Source organism: Mucilaginibacter terrenus (genome assembly GCF_003432065.1).
Taxonomy (GTDB): domain Bacteria; phylum Bacteroidota; class Bacteroidia; order Sphingobacteriales; family Sphingobacteriaceae; genus Mucilaginibacter; species Mucilaginibacter terrenus.
Genome location: NZ_QWDE01000004.1, coordinates 242256 through 261015 on the forward strand (window position 1 = coordinate 242256; position 18760 = coordinate 261015).

Genomic DNA, 18760 nt, shown 5'->3' on the forward strand with positions numbered 1-18760 from the left:
AAACTTTAAAACAGCCCGCTTTTTTGGTGTGGTTTTTAAAGAATCACGCGGCTACATTGTGTCAAAAACAGCCAAATTGGTGCGTTTAACGCACTTTTTATTGCCTAATTGCACAAGTGTTCAACTTTGTCCTTTTTAGCGTCAACACAAAAAAAGCTGAACACTTTTGAACACCAGGGTCAATTAATCGATAAACTCAAAACGGGTATAAGGCACCAATACCTCGGGTATTTTAATGCCGTTTTCGGTCTGGTTATTCTCCAGTAAAGTGGCTACTATCCGGGGCAAAGCAAGGGCACTTCCATTAAGGGTGTGTGCTAGTTGCGTCTTACCCTCAGCATTGCGGAAACGCAGCTTTAACCGGTTCGCCTGGAAGGTCTCAAAGTTGGACACGGATGAAACCTCAAGCCAGCGCTGCTGCGCCGCACTCCAGGTCTCCATATCGTAAGTAAGCGCGCTTCCAAAACCCATATCGCCGCCGCAAAGGCGCAGCACACGGTAAGGCAGGCCAAGCTTTTGTAACAGGCCCTGCACATGCGCGCTCATTTCTTCAATAGTCTCGTAAGATCTGTCCGGATGCACTACCTGTACAATTTCTACTTTATCAAACTGATGCAGCCTGTTCAACCCGCGTACATGCGCTCCATAAGAGCCAGCTTCCCTGCGGAAACATGGCGTGTGGCCACAGTTCCTCAATGGCAACTCCTCACCTTTCAGGATTACATCCCGGTACATGTTGGTAATAGGCACCTCGGCAGTTGGTATCAGATATAAGTTATCGAGTCCTACAAAGTACATCTGTCCTTCTTTATCAGGCAGTTGGCTGGTACCAAAACCAGATGCTTCATTCACCATCAACGGCACGCTCACTTCACTATAGCCAGCCTTTTCTGCCTCATCTATAAAAAAGTTAATTAACGCGCGTTGTAGCTTAGCACCCTTGTTCTTATAAACAGGAAAACCTGCACCGGCGATTTTCACGCCCAGTTCAAAATCTATCAGGTTGTATTTAGCTGCGAGTTCCCAATGCGGTAGGGCACCTGCGGGTAGCTGTGGTTTGTCACCGTTCTCCAGCACTACCTCGTTATCCTCAGGTGTTAAGCCCTTCGGCACAGATGAATGCGGAAGATTAGGTAATAGTACCAACTTATCCTGTAACTCCTGCTCTACCGCACTTAGTTGCTCAGCCAGCTGTTTGCTTTCTTCTTTCCACTTACCGGTGTTAGCTTTAATGGCTTCGGCTTCTTCTTTTTTGCCGGCGCGCATCAATTCGCCAATCTGCTTGGCGGCGGTGTTAGCCTGTGAGGATACAGTGTCCAGCTGGTTTTGAGTCGACCGGCGTTTCTCATCCAGCGCTATCACTTCATCTACCAGATCCAGCTGTTTGAAATTTTTTACAGCTAAACGTTCCAGAACCTGTTCCCTGTTATCACGGATATAACTAACTTGCAGCATTATTTGAATTTTTAAAAGGCAAAGATATAACAGTTGGCGGTTTACAGTAGCAGTTTGCAGTTTTCTTTCAGGAACTTAAACATTACCAGTAGAAGCTAACCGACACCTGCAAACTAATGAGCGGTAAACTCTTTTTAGTACCCACCCCAATAGGTAACCTCGAGGATATGACCTTTCGCGCCATTCGCGTGCTTAAGGAAGCCGACCTAATATTGGCTGAGGACACCCGTACATCCGCGCCGATGCTGAAGCATTTTGGTATACAGCAGAAGGTCTTCTCGCACCATCAGCATAACGAACACCAATCATCGGGGCAAGTCGTAAAGTTCTTGCTTGAAGGTCAGAAAGTAGCATTGATATCCGACGCAGGCACACCCGCTATCTCCGACCCCGGCTTTTACCTTGTCCGCGAAGCATTAAAGTATGATATTCCGGTGGAGTGTTTGCCCGGTGCCACCGCCTTTGTGCCGGCTTTGGTGAACTCCGGCTTTCCGACAGATAAATTTTGTTTTGAAGGATTTCTCCCGTTGAAAAAGGGGCGGCAAACACGCTACAAATTTCTTGCTGAAGAAGAGCGCACCATCATACTTTATGAATCGCCTCACCGTTTATTGAAAACGTTGGAAGAGATGATTACATGGTTCGGCCCGGAAAGACAAATCTCTGTATCTCGCGAGCTTACCAAGATGTTTGAAGAAACGGTTCGCGGCACGGTGACCGAAGTAAAAACGTATTTCGAAACACACCCGCTAAAGGGAGAGTTTGTAATGTGTGTGGCAGGTGCACCGGAAAAGCCCGCTAAAAAAAAGTACAAAGACGAAGACTAATGTCGTACTAATATGGATGGCTACCTGCAAAGCGTACGTAAACAGTTTGAGTACTATAAATCTGTTGGTGAACGGACAATGGATCAGTTGACCGATAATGAGCTATTTTGGAAATACAATGAAGATAGCAATAGCATTGCAACGATTGTAAAACACCTTTGGGGAAATATGCTGTCTCGGTGGACAGATTTTTTAACTACTGATGGTGAAAAACCATGGCGGGAACGTGAGGCAGAGTTTGACAACGACATAAAAGACAGAGCCGAACTACTAATTAAATGGAACGAAGGCTGGCAATGCTTGTTTAATGCACTGGATACCATCAACCAAGATAATTGGCAAACTGATGTTTATATCAGAAACGAAAGACACACCATAACAGACGCTATCAACCGTCAACTGGCCCATTATCCATACCATGTTGGTCAGATTGTTTTTATTGCTAAGATGCTGAAAGCAGAAGCGTGGACATCGCTTACAATCCCCCGTGGTAATACTGACGAATTCAACAAAGAGAAATTTGGCAGTACAGATAACAAAGAAGTTTAATGAAAAGAAATACTATCCTGCCAGTTATATCGGGTTTATTGCTTTGGCTCGCCTGGCCGCCAACTCCGTACACCACCATCCTGCTCTTTATTGGCCTTGTGCCAATGCTGGTGGTGATGGAAGATATTATCAACTCTGATGTCCCGAAAAAAGGAAAGCAGATTTTTAATAAGACTTTTTTAGGTTTCTTCATCTGGAATGTTCTGTGTATTTATTGGGTATACAACTCTTTAAAAATTGTTGGTGCTATTATCGCAATTCCAATCTCTCTTATTCCCTATGCACTCGGCCCTTTATTGATGTCAACCGCATGTTGGTTATATTACCGCCTACGGCTTAGAACAACCCGAACCATCGGCCTTATTGGGCTGGTATGTTTTTGGATAGCCTACGAATATCTACACCAAAGCTGGGATCTCAACTTTCCGTGGATGACACTAGGCAACGGCTTTGCCGTATCGCACCAATGGGTACAATGGTATGAGTTTACGGGTGTGTACGGCGGCACTATATGGGTGTGGGCGGTTAACATTCTGGTTTTTCTGGCTTATTTAAAACACAAGCAATCACAACAGAAACAAACCTGGGTGAAGCCGGCAATTGCAGCTGCGCTGGCTTTTTTATTGCCACAGGGTATATCATTGTATCGCTACTATAGTTACGAAGAACAGGTAAATCCATCTAACGTGGTTGTTGTGCAGCCTAATATAGACCCCTATTTAAAACAGGACATACCGGCAACAAAGCAGATAGAAGAGCTTACGCATTTAAGCGACTCCGTCGCACAGCCAAATACTGAATTTTTCATCTGGCCCGAAACTGCTATATCTGAATACATTGATGAGGACCGTATTCTCAACAGCAACCATTACCTACAGGTAAGACAATTCCTTAATAAGTATAAAAATGGGAACGTTATTACTGGCGGCGAGACCTATCGCGTATACGACAAGCTCGTTAACGAAACTGCGAGCCCCATGCCAAACGGTGGTTTTTGGGATAATTATAGTACAGCTATCAACATAGAAAACTCCCAAAAAGTACAATTTTATCATAAATCGAGGTTGGTGCCTGGCGCGGAGTCATTGCCTTTTCAAAACGCGTTATTTTTTCTTAAACCGGTATTTGCCCATTTGGGGGGCGCTACAGGCAATTATACTATGCAAGCTGAACCGGGTGTATTTTACTCTCAAAGCGGGATTGGCGCTGCGCCGGTAATATGTTATGAATCGATATGGGGCGAATGGGTTGCTAAGTCGGTTAAAAGCGGGGCGCAATTTATAGCTATTATCACTAACGACGGCTGGTGGGAGAACACATCCGGTAAAGACCAGCATATGGATTACGCGAAGCTCCGTGCCATTGAAACACGGCGCTGGGTGTGCCGGTCGGCTAATACCGGTATCTCAGCATTCATCAACCAGCGCGGAGATGTAGTAAAGCATAGCAGCTGGTGGGTAAGATCCGCTTTGAAGCAAGACATCAACCTAAATTCTGACATTACATTCTATGTGGAATATGGCGATTATTTGCCCAAGGCCGGTACATTTCTTGCCCTATTGGGTATAGCATTTGTTATAATGAAAGGCATTTTTAGAAAGAGAATCAAAATATAAATTTGTCTACACTTACATCGCGGGTTACCTTTTTATCCTTACGTGGTATTAAGGTAAAACATCATGAAAAATAAGCCTTTCGTCGTTGCCGCAATGCTTTTCTTGACAACGGTTTCATTTAGCAGATGCGATTACTATAGCAACTTGTTAAAAGTTCACAACAAATCAAAAGAAAGAATAGCAGTTTTATATTCTAACAGAGAAAATCCTGAGAACGTTAATAATGTCGAATTTTATATAGACGATTATAACAGTATACCGCCCGACTACACCAAGGCATTTGATATACCGGGGAAAAATGATGCCTGGCATCAGTATATCGAGCAAACCCCCAGAAAGGCTTTATTCATATACATTTTTTCGGTAGACAAGATTAAACTTTACGGTGGCCAGGTTATGCCGGATATCATCAGAGCACATGAATATCTGGCGGTACTCAAATACTCTGAAGAAGATTTAATAAAGAATAACTGGGTAGTAGCTTATAATGGCACAACATCACAATAAGGAATTTCTTTTACAAAGAACAAGGCGTCTTCGGGCTGTCGGTTGTTAACTTCACTTTGAGATACAATTATTCCAACTAAGAAAGTGTTCAGCTATTCCTCTTCAGCATAAACTCCAGCAGATCATTTATAGGCTGGCGGATGATCTTACCTACGTGGACGCCATTCTCATCACACACCTGCTTTAACTCATCAGCAAATACAAAAGCTATAGACCCTACAAAGTGGCATTTAAACTTGTTGTACTGGGAGTAAGACTTAATATTACTATCAACAAAGTCCTGAAATATAGTCCTGAGCAAGTCTTGTGCGTATTGAGTTTGCCTGATACCATACATGAACTTTGAAAAAGATGCTAACCAGGAATTTGCCGCCGGCTTCTGGTAAACGTTCTTTATCACAACCTCCTTATCTAAATGATATTCGTTGTTAAATAGGGTATGAATATCGCCTGGCATGTTGCCATAAAGAAAATCAGTAACAAGGGTTTTGCCAATCATTGTACCAGCACCTTCATCGCCAAGTACATAGCCAAGGCCATGTTTACCATCGTGAATGTCTTCACCATCGAAGAACGATATATTAGACCCTGTACCTAAAATGCAGCAAAAGCCTTTCTCGTGCCCGCAGGTGGCAAAAGCAGACGCAAGGAGGTCACTATCCACACTAATGTAAGACTGGGTGAAATAGGCACTCAACGCGTTGGAGATGATCTCGTGTCTGTCGGGACTGGAGCAACCTGCCCCAAAAAAGTATATCTCTTCCACTTGTGACGCTAACGCGATAAGGTCCGGGATTTGATCTTGTAAAACTTTGGTGATCTCTTTTTCGGTGAGGAAATAGGGGTTTAATCCTACAGATCTGAATGCTTTTGGCGGCCCGTCAGGAACAGAAAGCAGCCAGTCTGTTTTGGAAGATCCACTGTCTGCAACTAAAATCATGTATTAAGTTCTTCCAGTACTTCGTAAGTAAGTGGTTTATGAATAAATCGTGCTACATGCCTGCTTTTACCGGAGTTTGCAATATCAGTAGGATCAAGGGACGAAGAGAGCATGAAGATTTTCACTTTGTCACTGTTGTCCAGATTCATGGCATCATAAGCTTCTAAAAACTCGAAACCACTCATAGTAGGCATCCTGATATCAAGAAAAATAACATCAGGCTTCACCGAGCCGTCCCTTAATGATTCGAGGGCATCCTGAGGCGATTGCTGCACAATAATCTCTTCTGCAAAGTTGCCGCTTTCTAAAATTTTGCGCGTAACAAAGTTGTCGATATAATTATCGTCAACAAGCAGACAAGTTTTATAGCGGATCGGCATTCTCCAAAAATAATCTTTTACAGCAATTATAAATACTTTATTGAATATTTATGCTATTGGTAATTTGCTTTAGGGTAACCTCCGCCATTTTCGCCTGATATTGGGCATTAAAGAAGGTAGATTGAGCATCGAGATAGTTACGCTGCGCTTCCCGTACTTCCAACGGTGTAATGTTGCCTAAACGGTATTTATCCAGTGTTATTTGCAGGTTTTTACGCGAAAGCTCTACATTACTTTGGCCAACCTTAATCAGGTCCAATCCGGATAGATAAGCAACATAAAAGTTGCTTATCTGCGCTTCTACATCCAGCATAGTCCGTTTGTAACTCAACTGAGCATTGTCTATCTGGAGCTTGGCATTACGTTCCCGACGCCATTGGTTAAACCCGTCGAAAATATTGATAGATGCAGTTAGGCCGTAGTTTAACCCATGAGTATTTTGTTGCAGGGTAAAGCCTGCCGGTGTGGTACTTCGCCCGAATGTGTAACCAGACGTTACACCAACCACCGGAAAACGGGCAGAGCGTACTTGTCTTAAATTAATATCTGCCAGGCGCTTATTTATTTGCGAGGACAAGATAGCAGGGTTTTGTGTTTGTGCCTTCGCAATAATGTCCCCCAATACCAGCGCCCGGTCTACAACTATGGTATCACCAACAGAGAAATCAGTTTGCAGGTTGCGCACCAGCAGCTGGTTCATTTGCACCTTAGTTTGCCTGAAAGACTGCAGCTGTGAAATTAATGCGGCGGTGTCTGTGTTCAGGTTTACCTGGGCATTGTACACGTCAAGTCGCGATACACGTCCTACCTGGAACTTATCATTAGAGTACCGCAATTGCGTACGGGAGATTTCTATTGCCCCACGCAACGCTTTAATTTGTTCGTTCTGGCTAATAAGGTTGTAGTAGGTATTTATAACGCCGGCTACTGTGCTTTGTATGGTGTCGCGCAATCGTATATCACCAAGCTGATCCAGTTGTTTTAATTGGTCGTAATTGGCAAACATGGCAAACCCATCAAAAATGGTCCAGTTAAGGTTCACCCCATAGTTGCTGTTACTGTTATTAGCTCGCAGGTTATTCACCGTACCATCAGAACGAGTTTGCTTAACGGTTTGCCGGCTATAGTTGGTGGCATAATCGCCTGTTACCAGCGGCAAGAAACCGGCATTGCCTAACGTAACATTATTGCCCGCGATAGTGGCGTTGTTTTGAGATAACTTAATGTTATAATTGTTTCTTAAAGCAGTATCTATAGCGTCCTTTAATGTAAGTAAAGGGGCATCCTGTGCAGATGCATTGACAAATACAAAGCATCCTAAAATTAAGCCGGTAATATATCTGATGTTCATGGCTTAATGTTTTTCAATAATTAAGGGTTGAGGATGGGTTACTGCCGACTCTTCAGGCGTTTCTGCATCATGGTTAATGCGGGTTTTAGATGCAATGATCATGTACATGGTTGGTATAATGTACAGCGTTAACACCAGCGAGAACAGCATACCGCCAATAATAACAATACCCAACGAAACACGGCTCTTGGCACCGGCGCCTAAGGCCAGTGCAATAGGAACCGAGCCCAGTACTACAGCCAAACTGGTCATCAATATCGGGCGAAGGCGGGATGTAGCCGCTTCAATCACAGCTTCATACTTATTAAGTCCCGCTTCCATACGCTGATTGGCAAACTCCACTATCAATATACCGTTCTTGGTCACTAGCCCTACAAGGGTAATTACACCTATCTGGCTGAAAATATTAAAGGTTTGGTCGAACAGCCATAATGATATGAAAGCACCTGCAATAGCCAGCGGTACGGTAAGCATAACAATAATAGGGTCCTTAAAGCTCTCAAACTGTGCTGCAAGCACCAGGTAAATAAGTAACAATGCAAATAAAAATGCGAAGGCAATGTTTGATGACCCTTCTGCGTAATCGCGTGATGGACCGCTTAATTCTGTGCTGAAGGTCTCGTCGAGCAACCTTTTTGATATCCTGTCCATTTCCGCAATGCCATCCCCTACTGTTTTGCCGGGCGCAAGCCCTGCTTGTACGGTAGCCGATTTAAACCTGTTAAAGTGGTATATCGAAGGTGGCGTTGCGCTCTCCTGTATCTTCACCACGTTGTCCAGTTGCACGAGGCTGCCATTGCTGCTCCGTACGTAAACAGATTTTAGGTCAAGCGGCTGGTCGCGGTTTGCACGGTCAACCTGGGCTATAACCTGGTACTGCTTACCATTTATCAGAAAGTAACTCAACCTGCCTCCACTATAGTATAGCTGCAGGGTCTGGGCAATATCTTGTACAGCTACTCCTAAATCCCGTGCACGGTCGCGATCAGTTATCACGCGCAATTCCGGCTTGGTAAACTTGAGGTTTATGTCCGAACTTGAGAATACCGGGCTCTTGGCCACCTCGGCAAAAAACTCCGGTAAAACTTTGCGCAGCTTATCAAAATCCTGGTTTTGGATAACATACTGTACCGGTAACGATGTACGTGCACCGCTGCCGCCACCACTTATGGTTTGTTCCTGTACCACAATCGCGCGGGCATCCGGCATTTGCTTCAGCTTACGGTTCATGAAATCAGCAATTTGCTGCTGCGTTCGCGTACGTTCGTCAGGCGGAACCAAGCCGATACGTCCAAATCCGGAGTTAGCAGACCCACCTCCGCCAAAGGATGGCGACACGATCTCGAGGTTAACATTCGCTTCAGGTACCGAATCTGCAACCAATTGAGCAACCTTATCCATATAGCGCGTCATGAACTCGTAAGTAGCGCCTTCGGATCCTGTAACAGAGTAGCGCAGCAAACTGCGATCGTCCAGCGGGGCCAACTCCGATGGGGTTACCTTAAACAAAATCCATGTGACAGCAAGCGATCCAATCAAAATAACAAACGATACCCAACGTTTCTTCATGAATCTTTGAAGCGATTCGGTGTAGGAGTTTGTCATGTTCTCGAAAAACGGCTCGGTTTTCTCGTAAAACTTTGATTTCTTTTGATCCTTACGGATAAGCTTTACGTTCAGCATCGGTGTTAACGATAGTGATACAAAAGCTGAAATCAATACCGATCCTGCTACAACAACCGCAAACTCACGGAATAACCTGCCGGTAAAACCCTGCAGGAACATAATTGGGAGGAACACCGCGGCAAGCGTAACGGACGTAGATATTACCGCAAAGAATATTTCTGCTGATCCGGCAAATGCAGCCTGCCGTATAGGCATGCCCCCTTCTACCTTTTTGTAGATGTTCTCTGTTACTACAATACCATCATCCACCACCAAACCCGTCGCTAACACTATACCCAACAACGTAAGAATGTTAATGGAGTAACCAAACACGTACATGATGAAAAACGCTCCGATCAACGACACCGGAATATCTATCAGCGGGCGGAACGCGATAAGCCAGTCCCTAAAGAACAAATAGATGATGATCACCACGAGCACAAAGGATATTATAAGCGTTTCCTTTACCTCCTCAATTGAGTTATTTATGAAACGGGTATTATCCAGCGCCACTTTTACCTTTATATCAGGTGGCAGGTCCTTTTGTATCTGTGCGAGTCGCACATAAAAGTCTTTTGCTATTTGTACGTAGTTAGCCCCCGGCTGAGGTACCACATTAAGGCTCACCATTGGCACAAAGGATTCCTTCAAGGCAGTTTCCTCGTTAGACGAACCTAATACCGCGTATCCAACATCATTCAGGCGAATTACCCGGTTGCTGTCCGCACGTATGATCAGGTTGTTGAACTCTTTTTCTGTAGTCAATTTTCCCAGCGCACGTATGGTAATTTCAGTATTATTTCCTTCCAGTTTACCGGCGGGCAGCTCCACGTTTTCCCGGTTGAGGGCATCGCCTATATCAGTTGCAGTTAGGCCAAGAGCAGATAATTTTGAAGGATCTATCCACAGGCGCATTGCATACTGCCGCTGCCCCTGAATGTTAATTGCACTTACCCCAGGGATAGTTTGCAAGCCTTCCTGCAGCACGTTTTCAGCAAAGTCGTTCACCTGCATAATGTTCCGCTTATCACTGCTCACCGTCATCGTAATAATATTGTCGGCACTGGCGTCAGCTTTTGTCACTACAGGCGGGGCGTTAATATCTTGCGGCAGCTGGCGCTGTGCCTGGCTTACTTTGTCGCGCACGTCATTAGCTGCGGTCTCAAGGTCTGCATCCAGGTTAAATTCAACCGTTATGTTACTGGAACCTACAGAGCTTGTAGAGGATATATTACGAATACCCGGTACGCCGTTGATAGCTTTCTCCAGTGGCTCCGTTATCTGCGATTCAATAACATCTGCGTTAGCGCCGGAATAGCTGGTAGAAACAGAGATAATAGGTGGATCGACAGATGGGAAATCCCTGACACCTAAAAAAGAATAACCCATAACACCGAATACTACAATAACGACAGACATTACCGTAGCCAGTACCGGGCGTTTTATGCTTATTGAGGATAAACTCATCTTGCTTACTTAATAACTTTGAGAACTTTTAATGGCGATTTTGGACGTATTTGTATCAATCCAGACACTACAAGGCTATCCCCTTGGTTTAAACCTTCTACTATCTGTATTTTGGTATCGGTGCGCAGGTCGGTCTTTACGTCCTTTGCTGTTGCCACACCATTATGCAACACGTAAACCTTGCTGCTTTTAATATCCGGTATAACACACTCGGTTGGTACCATAATAGTTTTTGGTATCTGGTCTAACGTCAGGTTTATTTTTGCGAATGAACCGGCTGTGAGCGTGTTGTTCTCGTTTGGCGCTTTTGCACGCACGGTAATTGTTCGCGATGTAGCTTCCAGCGCCGGTTCAACCGCGTAAACTGTCGCATCGAATTTTCTTTGAGAGCTCTCTACCGTGAAGTTCACTTTGCTGCCTTTGCCAATTAGCGGCAGGTATCGCTCCGGTACAGAAAATGTAACCTTTGCCGGATTGATGTTCACCAATGTTGCGATAGGGGTTGATGGGGAAAGATAGCCGCCCGGGCTTACATTACGTAAACCAATTGTACCTGAAAATGGCGCCCGTATTTCTGTCCGCGCTATTTGCGCGCGTATAACGTCGGCCTGGGCCTTCATGGCATTGTAAGAGGATTGTGAGGTTTCATACTCCTCCTTACTAACAGCTTCCTTTTGGTAAAGCAATTTGTTTCGGTTGTTAATCTCCCGTGCCAGCACCATTTGCGCGTTAATTTGCTGTAACGATGCCTGCAGGTCCTGGTTGTAAACCTTTACAAGCAGCTGCCCTTTGCTTACCTTACTTCCTTCAGTAAAGTAAATGCCGGTAATGTTGCCCGCAGTTTGACTGATCAGGTTTACCCTTTCGTTAGCATCAATGGTACCGGTAATATCTATCTGGTTGTTTACAGCAGTATCCTTCACTATCATGATGTTAACAGCAACAGGTCCTCCTTTACCGCCGCCTTTGCCGCCCTTGCCACCTTTTTCACCGCCGCCTTTGCCTGAACCGCCACCGCCACCAGCGCCACCGGCAACTGCTGCGTCGCGTTCTTTAGCTCTTTGGCTAAAGAATTTATTATAGATCAGAAAAGCAACCAATAGTGCCAGAAGGGTATAAATAATGTACTTTGTTTTCATTCAACGTGCGATAGATAGCGTTTGATCGGTTTTGTTTTCAGGTTTGCAATAGCTCCAGCCACCGTTCATTTTAATATAATCAACGGCTGCTGTTAAAAATACGATGTAATTTAAACTTAAATGCATAAGTACTTATCATACACCATTTACCAGCAAACGCAAAGCTAACCGCTGTGATTTTATTTTGATTGGATGTATCAACCATTTTACAACATATGCTATTTTCGTGCACAAAAAGTAAAAGCGAAATTTTTTTAACTTGCACCCATGAAAATGTCTAGACTTGTTGCCCTGGCCTTAATTATTCTTGTTATGAAACTTTCCCCAGCCGGCGCCGCTGTATCTCCAGTAAAAATATCTTATACGTTAACCTTCCCCGAAGCACAGGCGCATTACATTGATGTTGAAATGACTTTGACCGGGTTAAAACAGCCAACACTTGATCTTAAAATGCCTGTTTGGACACCCGGATCCTACCTGGTAAGAGAGTTTGCGAAGAATGTTGAGTCGCTAACAGCCACTGCAAACGGCAAGACTGTTACAGCACCTAAGGTGAGTAAAAATACCTGGCGTATAAGCACTGCAGGTGTTTCTACTGTGGTTGTAAAATATAAACTTTATGCTTTTGAAGTATCGGTACGTACCGCTTTCGTAGACATCACCCATGGTTTTGTATCTACATCAGGTGTGCTGTTGTTCCCTAAAGGAATGTTAGACCAGCCATCTACTATCAAGATCGTTCCGTACAAAGACTGGACAACCGTATCTACCAGCCTGGAAATGGTTGGCGGAGACCAGTTCACCCGCAGCGCTCCAAATTATGATATCCTTTATGATTCACCTATTGAAGTAGGCTACCAGGATGTTTTTAGCTTTGACGTTGCAGGTGTTAAATATGATGTGGCTATGTACGGTGGTGGCAACTACGACAAAGAGCGCCTTGAAACCGATATGTCGAAAATTATAACAGCTGAAGCTAATGTATTTGGAGAAAACCCTAATAAACATTACACTTTTATCGTTCACAACCGTCAGCGCGGCGGCGGTGGGTTAGAGCACCTGAGCTCTACCGTATTAGGCGCATCACGTGATCAGTATGGCAGTGAACGCGGCTACCAAGGCTTTTTGAGCCTTGTAGCGCACGAGCACTTTCACCTTTGGAATGTGAAGCGTTTACGCCCGATTGCATTGGGGCCGTTTGATTACGAAAACGAGAATTATACCACTAACTTGTGGATAGCAGAAGGCTTTACAGCTTACTATCAGAATATCATCCTTAGGCATGCGGGAATCGCATCAACAGAAGACTATCTTGCTGATGCCGTTGGCGACATCAACATTGTAGAAAACCAACCAGGCACAAAAGTACAGCCTCTGGCTGAAGCAAGCTTTGACGCTTGGATAAAATCATACCGCCCTAACGAGAACTCTTACAACACGCAGATATCTTATTACGACAAAGGCGCCGTGATTGGCATGCTGCTAGACCTTGATATAATAAATGCTACCAAGGGCAAAAGCTCGCTGAATGATGTAATGAAGTACATGTACACCACTTACTACAAAGGCAAAAAGCGTGGTTACACAGATGCAGAATTTAAGGCAGGCTTTGAGAAATTTGCCGGTAAAAACCTGGACGACTTTTACGCCAAGTATATCAATGGTTTAGACCCTATCGACTATAACAAATATCTTGGTTTTGCCGGTTACAAGATCACAGATCAGCTGGCACAAGGTAATGATCCATCGTTAGGTATTTCTACCGCAGCACAAGGCAACAAGCGCGTTATCAGCATGGTGTTACGCGGTGGCGCAGGATGGGTGAGCGGTTTAAACGTAGGAGATGAGCTTGTATCTGTTGACGGCACTCCGGTAACAGATTATACTACGATATTAAATGGTAAAAAGGTTGGTGACAAAATTGTTGTTACCGTAAGCCGTGATGGTAAAGCGTACAACATCCCGGTTGTTTTACAGCGTAACCCGCGGATACAATACAAAATTGAAGAAGTACCAAGCCCTACAGCACAGCAATTAGCTGTTCGTGCTAAATGGCTGAAATTGTAGATATAAACTTTTAAAATCGAGCCCCTTCAAATAAATGAAGGGGCTTTTTTGTTGTAAAACTACCCAGTTGAGACACCCTGTTGTTTCTCCAAACGAAATTTTAGAAAACATTTAGTTGTGTTTATTTATTATACTGATAATTCACTATGTAAACACACTAAAAACATCTACCATGAACTCACTACTTTATACCATCGCCGTTATCCTTATCATTGGATGGGCTATAGGCGTATTTTTCACTGCGGCAGGCAGCTTAATTCACGTATTACTTGTAATTGCTGTTATCGCATTTATATTAGGTATCATCCGCCGGCCAACTGCGGTATAACCATAACAGAACATACAAGGCCGGGCTATAGTCCGGCCTTTTTGCATTTTATCTCATCATCCTAAACCTCAACATATCTCAAAACGAAGTATATGAAGATCCCATTTACTCCTCAATTGCTTGGCGACCTTATAGAAAAAGGATACACACACGTACTTGTTAGTACATCAACCGAGTCATCAACTGGTGAAGAAATTGTTCTTAAACCCGTTCGTCAAAAGCCTGATCTTGACAACCTGCCCGACGGTTATGAAATATTTTACGCGATTACGCGTGAGCCTATGATGATGGTGTGCGGTATTGATGGCACCACCATTTCGATAGAGTACGAAACCCTTAATAATGACATTACCTCTGAGGACATCTTCAATGACAGTTACTTCAGAATGAGTGAGGATTTCTTCAAGCAAGTACTAGAAAGCCTGGAGGATTACGCGGTATTCACAACTGATAAAAACGGCGATGTCAATAGTTGGAACTCAGGTGCCGAAAAGGTTTTAGGCTATACGGAAGTGGAGATTATAGGTGCTCCTGCCAGTGTGTTTTTCACTACTGAAGATCAAATAAAGCAGGCGCATGAAAGAGAGCTTGAAACAGCATTAAAAGAAGGCCGCGCTATAGACGAGCGCTACCACGTACGTAAAGATGGCTCTAAGTTTTGGGGCAGTGGCCTGGTGTTCCCTCTATATGATGAAGAACAGCAGCACCGCGGTTTTACCAAGGTGATGCGCAACCTGCGCGAACGGGAAGAAGCTGAGCAACAAGCCGGACGGCAATCTCTTTAAAGCACAGTCACATTCATATAAAAGCCCCGTCACTTTTGGTAACGGGGCTTTCGTTTTATGCTATTTGTAGTTATACAATATAGTTCCAGCCGTGGGTATCCTCGGCCTGACCATACTTGATAGCGTCTAGCGTTTTGAATACCTTTTGCGAGAACTCGCGGGTTTGCGGGTCACTTAAGAAGTACTCCTCACCCTCGTAGCTTATAGAAGCTACCGAAGCTATAGTAGCAGCGGTACCGGCACCAAAGGCATCGGTTAGCTTGCCGTTTTTAGCACCCTCAATCAGTTCAGCAACGGATACCTTGCGCTCCTCTACAGGTATACCCCACTCTTTTGCAAGGGCAATTACGGTATCACGGGTAACACCATCAAGTATGGTATCTTTAGTTTCGGCAGTAATTAGCACGCCATCCAGCAGGAACATGGCGTTTGCAGCGCCCATTTCTTCAACATACTTATGTTCTTTAGCATCGGTCCATATCAACTGATCAAAGCCCTCCTCTGCGGCTTTGCGGGCGGGCAGCATAGACGAACCGTAGTTGCCGGCAGCTTTAGCGTAACCCATGCCACCCTCAGCGGCGCGGGTGTATTGCGTCTCTATTTTAACACGCAATGGTTTAGAAAAATACGGACCTACCGGACCAATAATCACCATGTACTTGTACGTGGCCGAAGGCGTTACACCCAGGAACGGATCCGTAGCGAACATGAACGGACGGATATACAGGGCATGGTTGGCTTTAGATGGAATCCAGTCACGGTCAAGGTCTACCAGGGCTGCTATGCTTTGCACAAATACCTCTTCGGGCAATGTTGGCATGCACAGGCGCTCGGCAGATTTGTTAAACCTTCTGGCGTTCTTATCCGGGCGGAAGATACTTACCGTACCATCTGCATGTTTGTATGCTTTAATACCTTCAAAAAAGGCCTGGCCGTAGTGCAGGGCACTAATCGCCGGGCTCAGCTCAATTGGGCCGTAGGGAAGTATCTCAAAGTTCTTCCACTCACCGTCGGCGTAGTCGGCTACCAGCATGTGGTCGGTGAAGGTTTTGCCAAACGGCAGGTTGTCAAAGTCGGTCTCCTGCAAGCGCGACTGCGCGCTTTTGGTGATCTTTATGTCCAGTGTGTCGGTCATTATAGTACGTATTGATAGGAAAATGGCAAGTTAGAAAATTTTTTAGCCAAATACAGCATTTCGTTTCGCTATGCTGTAAACTGTAACACGAGAAGGTGTTACACCTGATACACTTTTCCGGGCCAAAAAACAGCCATTTCTCTCACTAACAGCAACTTAACAAAAACCCGTGTTACAGTTTTTGAAACCATGATACAGTTTTTTGGCAATTTTGGCGTGGTGATACAGTTTTTGGGTGAGCGGTGAGTAGTGAATGGTGAGTGGAAACTGCAACTGCAATTACCCATTGCTAAATGCTACCGCTACTGCAACCGCCACTCTAAACTGCAACTGCAAACTGCCAACCGCAAACTGCCACTGTCACTGTCACTACAACTCCTTTACTACGGACTCCACCCATCCCCTGCCCCAGTTCTCAACTTCATCGGCAGACCATAACGAGGGGTAGAAGATCCTTTTCTGGAAACGCGGAGGAAGGTACTTTTGCCAGTTGGTGCCGCCCGTAGCCCTTATCTCCTCCGGTTCGCGGTGCAGGTAGCGCACGGCCGATTTATAGTGCGACAACGGCCAGTTCACGTTTACGTTCACATCCAGCTGGCGCAGCTGCTCCTCGGCAGCAGCAGTGCTTTGTCCGTTATATTTCAGCAGCTGCAGCAGGGCGTTAAAGTTAGTGGTGGTAACGCTCTTGCCCAGGTCAATAAACGTTTTAGCGTATTTCTTCTCGAACTGTTTCAGCGTGAGCGTTTGCTTACCGGTAGAAAGTTCGGTAGCGCCAAACTTCCAGTAGATCTGCGCAAACTGTTCCTCTATAGTAGCGCTGCGCAGGGCCTGGCGCTGGTCGGCCGCTACCAGGTTAATAAAGTCGGTGGCGTATATCTCTATCATGCGGTACTGTCCGCTCTGGAAACCGCTTGCCGGGAGTAACGACATCCGAAACTGCAAAAACTGCTCCTTCTCCATACCATCCACCATTATCTCAAAGCTGTTGGTGAGCGCCTCAAAGTAGCGGTTTATCCTTTTAAGCCTCGCCGTAAAAAACTCCGCCGTAAGCGGCGCAGCAGCAGCAATCTGCCTGCACTCGTGCAGGCTCAGCTTAAAGTACAGCTCCGTAATCTGGTGGTACATGATGAAGATCTCTTCATCCGGGAACGGCGTTTTAGGGCTTTGCAGGCTCAGCAGCGTATCCAGGTGAATGTAATCCCAATAGGTCAGGAAATCGGCATGCAGCAGGCCATCCAGGTAGCTGGCCATATCCTGCCCCATGGCCTCGTACTTTTCCTGCAGCAGGGCCAGTTTCTGTTCAATTTCGGGAGAGATGCTCATCAGGGGCAAAGGTAGCAATTTGCCGTATTTTACCCTGTACGGCTATAACCACAGCACCCCGCTTTAATTAATTGCATTTCAGCGAAAATAAACCGAGATTAGGTAAACCAAACAAACCTTATTCCCATGACCATACCCGAACAGATAGAAGCATACCTAACCAGCCAGCCACAGGCAAAACGTACCGACCTGCGCGCGCTGCATGCCCTTATGCTGCAGGCCATACCTGGAGGGAAACTATGGTTTGAGGATGGAAAGAACAGCGAAGGCAAAGTGGTAAGCAACCCCAGCATTGGTTACGGTACCCGCACCACTACCTATGCCGACGGCAAAACCAAAGAATACTACCAGGCAGGCTTAAGCGCCAACACCAGCGGCATTTCGGTATACATACTGGGCATTGCCGATAAGGCCTACCTGGCCGAAACCTACGGTAAAACCCTCGGCAAAGCCACCGTAACCGGCTATTGTATAAAGTTCAAGAAATTGGCCGATATTGATGTGGAGGTGCTGGAAGCGGCGGTAAAGGATGGGGTGGGAATGACAGGAGAGAATTAGGCGATGAGAAACAACGTCTACGAGATAAAAGACACACGCGGCACGCTTGCGGGAGTACAAATAATTTAAATACAATAACTTAGTAACATACTTAACAAAAGTCTCTTTAATGGAAATTCCTTTTACTCATGATTTGACGTCTCTTAATAGCGGAATAAAATGGTGTACAATTATCTCTATTATTGGGGGATTGCTCGCGGTATTTTCATCTATTGGGTTATTTTATTTTGGTGACCAAAAAGATAATCTGAATAATTTCGCTTCAGCATCAAGAACACTTGAATCCAGTTTTGTAGATAAAAAGTTGCTAAAATTAGAATTAGCGCGCTGTCAAGCAACTCCAATTCAAATAGTCAGCATCGGTGCGGATCTAGAATCAGAAAGATTTGGCGATGAGCTAATCAACTTGTTCACGTCTGCAGGATGGAAGATTGTACCTAGAGGACGTTTGATGATTGACGGAGTTCCACCAAAAGACATCTCTATTATTAAGTCTGCTGGTAAATTTACGTTTGAAGAAGCTGTTTTGATAGAAGTCTTTCGATATCTTAATTATCCAGTACATGTTATTAATGAGCGCCACAATCCTTTACGGAAGCCTATTGACCCTGCAAAAATTGTTTTAGAGCTCGGATTGAAATATTAACGATTACGGCCATCATCAAGCG

General features: G+C 44.9%; 17 protein-coding genes. 9 read left to right on the forward strand and 8 right to left on the reverse strand.

Going from position 1 to position 18760, the window contains the following annotated elements; all coding sequences use genetic code 11:
- Window positions 1-183: 183 nt before the first annotated feature.
- The gene (gene serS / locus DYU05_RS18470) at window positions 184-1455 is read right to left on the reverse strand and encodes a serine--tRNA ligase (protein WP_117384628.1); all 1272 of its coding nucleotides are present in this window, start codon (window positions 1453-1455) and stop codon (window positions 184-186) included.
- A gap of 116 nt (window positions 1456-1571) precedes the next feature.
- On the opposite strand from serS, the gene rsmI reads away from it, so the two are divergent.
- From rsmI to DYU05_RS18490, 4 genes are all read left to right on the forward strand, one after another.
- Complete coding sequence (gene rsmI, locus DYU05_RS18475; RefSeq protein ID WP_117384629.1) at window positions 1572-2282, forward strand: 16S rRNA (cytidine(1402)-2'-O)-methyltransferase; 711 nt, start codon at window positions 1572-1574, stop codon at window positions 2280-2282.
- A 12-nt stretch (window positions 2283-2294) separates the two neighbouring features.
- A complete protein-coding gene (locus DYU05_RS18480; protein ID WP_117384630.1) occupies window positions 2295-2831 on the forward strand; it encodes a DUF1572 family protein in 537 nt (178 codons plus the stop codon).
- Entirely contained in the window at window positions 2831-4447 is a 1617-nt protein-coding gene (gene lnt, locus DYU05_RS18485; RefSeq protein ID WP_117384631.1) for an apolipoprotein N-acyltransferase, read from the forward strand. Before DYU05_RS18480 ends, lnt begins: the two co-directional genes overlap by 1 nt.
- Before the next feature lie 63 nt (window positions 4448-4510).
- Entirely contained in the window at window positions 4511-4954 is a 444-nt protein-coding gene (locus tag DYU05_RS18490) for a hypothetical protein (protein WP_117384632.1), read from the forward strand.
- Window positions 4955-5042: 88 nt separating this feature from the next.
- Here the strand turns inward: DYU05_RS18490 and DYU05_RS18495 are convergent, their stop codons facing one another.
- From DYU05_RS18495 to DYU05_RS18515, 5 genes are read right to left on the reverse strand one after another with little or no spacing between them, the layout of a single operon-like run.
- Complete coding sequence (locus tag DYU05_RS18495) at window positions 5043-5894, reverse strand: N-acetylglucosamine kinase (RefSeq protein WP_117384633.1); 852 nt, start codon at window positions 5892-5894, stop codon at window positions 5043-5045.
- On the reverse strand, window positions 5891-6274 hold the full coding sequence (locus DYU05_RS18500) for a response regulator (RefSeq protein ID WP_117384634.1): 384 nt from the start codon (window positions 6272-6274) through the stop codon (window positions 5891-5893). The genes DYU05_RS18495 and DYU05_RS18500 overlap by 4 nt, the downstream gene beginning before the upstream one ends.
- Before the next feature lie 37 nt (window positions 6275-6311).
- A complete protein-coding gene (locus DYU05_RS18505) occupies window positions 6312-7625 on the reverse strand; it encodes a TolC family protein (protein ID WP_117384635.1) in 1314 nt (437 codons plus the stop codon).
- Between the two features lie 3 nt (window positions 7626-7628).
- Window positions 7629-10757 carry an efflux RND transporter permease subunit gene (locus tag DYU05_RS18510; RefSeq protein WP_117384636.1) on the reverse strand — a complete coding sequence of 1043 codons (3129 nt, stop codon included), beginning with the start codon at window positions 10755-10757 and terminating at the stop codon, window positions 7629-7631.
- Between the two features lie 5 nt (window positions 10758-10762).
- Window positions 10763-11896, reverse strand: coding sequence for an efflux RND transporter periplasmic adaptor subunit (locus DYU05_RS18515; RefSeq protein ID WP_117384637.1), 1134 nt, complete (start codon window positions 11894-11896; stop codon window positions 10763-10765).
- 312 nt (window positions 11897-12208) lie between these two features.
- On the opposite strand from DYU05_RS18515, the gene DYU05_RS18520 reads away from it, so the two are divergent.
- From DYU05_RS18520 to DYU05_RS18530, 3 genes are all read left to right on the forward strand, one after another.
- Window positions 12209-13963: a M61 family metallopeptidase gene (locus DYU05_RS18520; protein WP_235854059.1), complete on the forward strand. Its 1755-nt coding sequence runs from the start codon at window positions 12209-12211 to the stop codon at window positions 13961-13963.
- A 172-nt stretch (window positions 13964-14135) separates the two neighbouring features.
- Complete coding sequence (locus DYU05_RS18525) at window positions 14136-14291, forward strand: lmo0937 family membrane protein (RefSeq protein ID WP_117384639.1); 156 nt, start codon at window positions 14136-14138, stop codon at window positions 14289-14291.
- Between the two features lie 92 nt (window positions 14292-14383).
- Complete coding sequence (locus tag DYU05_RS18530) at window positions 14384-15076, forward strand: PAS domain-containing protein (RefSeq protein ID WP_117384640.1); 693 nt, start codon at window positions 14384-14386, stop codon at window positions 15074-15076.
- 70 nt (window positions 15077-15146) lie between these two features.
- Here DYU05_RS18530 and DYU05_RS18535 read toward each other — a convergent pair whose 3' ends face one another.
- A complete protein-coding gene (locus DYU05_RS18535; RefSeq protein WP_117384641.1) occupies window positions 15147-16211 on the reverse strand; it encodes a branched-chain amino acid aminotransferase in 1065 nt (354 codons plus the stop codon).
- 369 nt (window positions 16212-16580) lie between these two features.
- The gene (locus DYU05_RS18540; protein ID WP_117384642.1) at window positions 16581-17534 is read right to left on the reverse strand and encodes a tryptophan 2,3-dioxygenase family protein; all 954 of its coding nucleotides are present in this window, start codon (window positions 17532-17534) and stop codon (window positions 16581-16583) included.
- A gap of 126 nt (window positions 17535-17660) precedes the next feature.
- On the opposite strand from DYU05_RS18540, the gene DYU05_RS18545 reads away from it, so the two are divergent.
- Both DYU05_RS18545 and DYU05_RS18550 read left to right on the forward strand, forming a co-directional pair.
- The gene (locus DYU05_RS18545) at window positions 17661-18092 is read left to right on the forward strand and encodes a DUF1801 domain-containing protein (RefSeq protein ID WP_117384643.1); all 432 of its coding nucleotides are present in this window, start codon (window positions 17661-17663) and stop codon (window positions 18090-18092) included.
- A 109-nt stretch (window positions 18093-18201) separates the two neighbouring features.
- Complete coding sequence (locus DYU05_RS18550; protein WP_117384644.1) at window positions 18202-18738, forward strand: hypothetical protein; 537 nt, start codon at window positions 18202-18204, stop codon at window positions 18736-18738.
- Window positions 18739-18760 lie beyond the last annotated feature (22 nt).

Excerpts from the sequence above, each read along its gene's own strand:
- DYU05_RS18520 (WP_235854059.1), top strand. The coding sequence starts at position 12,209 with ATGAAACTTTCCCCAGCCGGCGCCGCTGTATCTCCAGTAAAAATATCT.
- DYU05_RS18510 (WP_117384636.1), bottom strand. The coding sequence starts at position 10,757 with ATGAGTTTATCCTCAATAAGCATAAAACGCCCGGTACTGGCTACGGTA.
- DYU05_RS18500 (WP_117384634.1), bottom strand. The coding sequence starts at position 6,274 with ATGCCGATCCGCTATAAAACTTGTCTGCTTGTTGACGATAATTATATC.
- serS (WP_117384628.1), bottom strand. The coding sequence starts at position 1,455 with ATGCTGCAAGTTAGTTATATCCGTGATAACAGGGAACAGGTTCTGGAA.
- rsmI (WP_117384629.1), top strand. The coding sequence starts at position 1,572 with ATGAGCGGTAAACTCTTTTTAGTACCCACCCCAATAGGTAACCTCGAG.
- DYU05_RS18545 (WP_117384643.1), top strand. The coding sequence starts at position 17,661 with ATGACCATACCCGAACAGATAGAAGCATACCTAACCAGCCAGCCACAG.
- DYU05_RS18505 (WP_117384635.1), bottom strand. The coding sequence starts at position 7,625 with ATGAACATCAGATATATTACCGGCTTAATTTTAGGATGCTTTGTATTT.
- DYU05_RS18490 (WP_117384632.1), top strand. The coding sequence starts at position 4,511 with ATGAAAAATAAGCCTTTCGTCGTTGCCGCAATGCTTTTCTTGACAACG.
- DYU05_RS18495 (WP_117384633.1), bottom strand. The coding sequence starts at position 5,894 with ATGATTTTAGTTGCAGACAGTGGATCTTCCAAAACAGACTGGCTGCTT.
- DYU05_RS18480 (WP_117384630.1), top strand. The coding sequence starts at position 2,295 with ATGGATGGCTACCTGCAAAGCGTACGTAAACAGTTTGAGTACTATAAA.
- DYU05_RS18515 (WP_117384637.1), bottom strand. The coding sequence starts at position 11,896 with ATGAAAACAAAGTACATTATTTATACCCTTCTGGCACTATTGGTTGCT.
- DYU05_RS18535 (WP_117384641.1), bottom strand. The coding sequence starts at position 16,211 with ATGACCGACACACTGGACATAAAGATCACCAAAAGCGCGCAGTCGCGC.
- lnt (WP_117384631.1), top strand. The coding sequence starts at position 2,831 with ATGAAAAGAAATACTATCCTGCCAGTTATATCGGGTTTATTGCTTTGG.
- DYU05_RS18540 (WP_117384642.1), bottom strand. The coding sequence starts at position 17,534 with ATGAGCATCTCTCCCGAAATTGAACAGAAACTGGCCCTGCTGCAGGAA.
- DYU05_RS18530 (WP_117384640.1), top strand. The coding sequence starts at position 14,384 with ATGAAGATCCCATTTACTCCTCAATTGCTTGGCGACCTTATAGAAAAA.
- DYU05_RS18550 (WP_117384644.1), top strand. The coding sequence starts at position 18,202 with ATGGAAATTCCTTTTACTCATGATTTGACGTCTCTTAATAGCGGAATA.
- DYU05_RS18525 (WP_117384639.1), top strand. The coding sequence starts at position 14,136 with ATGAACTCACTACTTTATACCATCGCCGTTATCCTTATCATTGGATGG.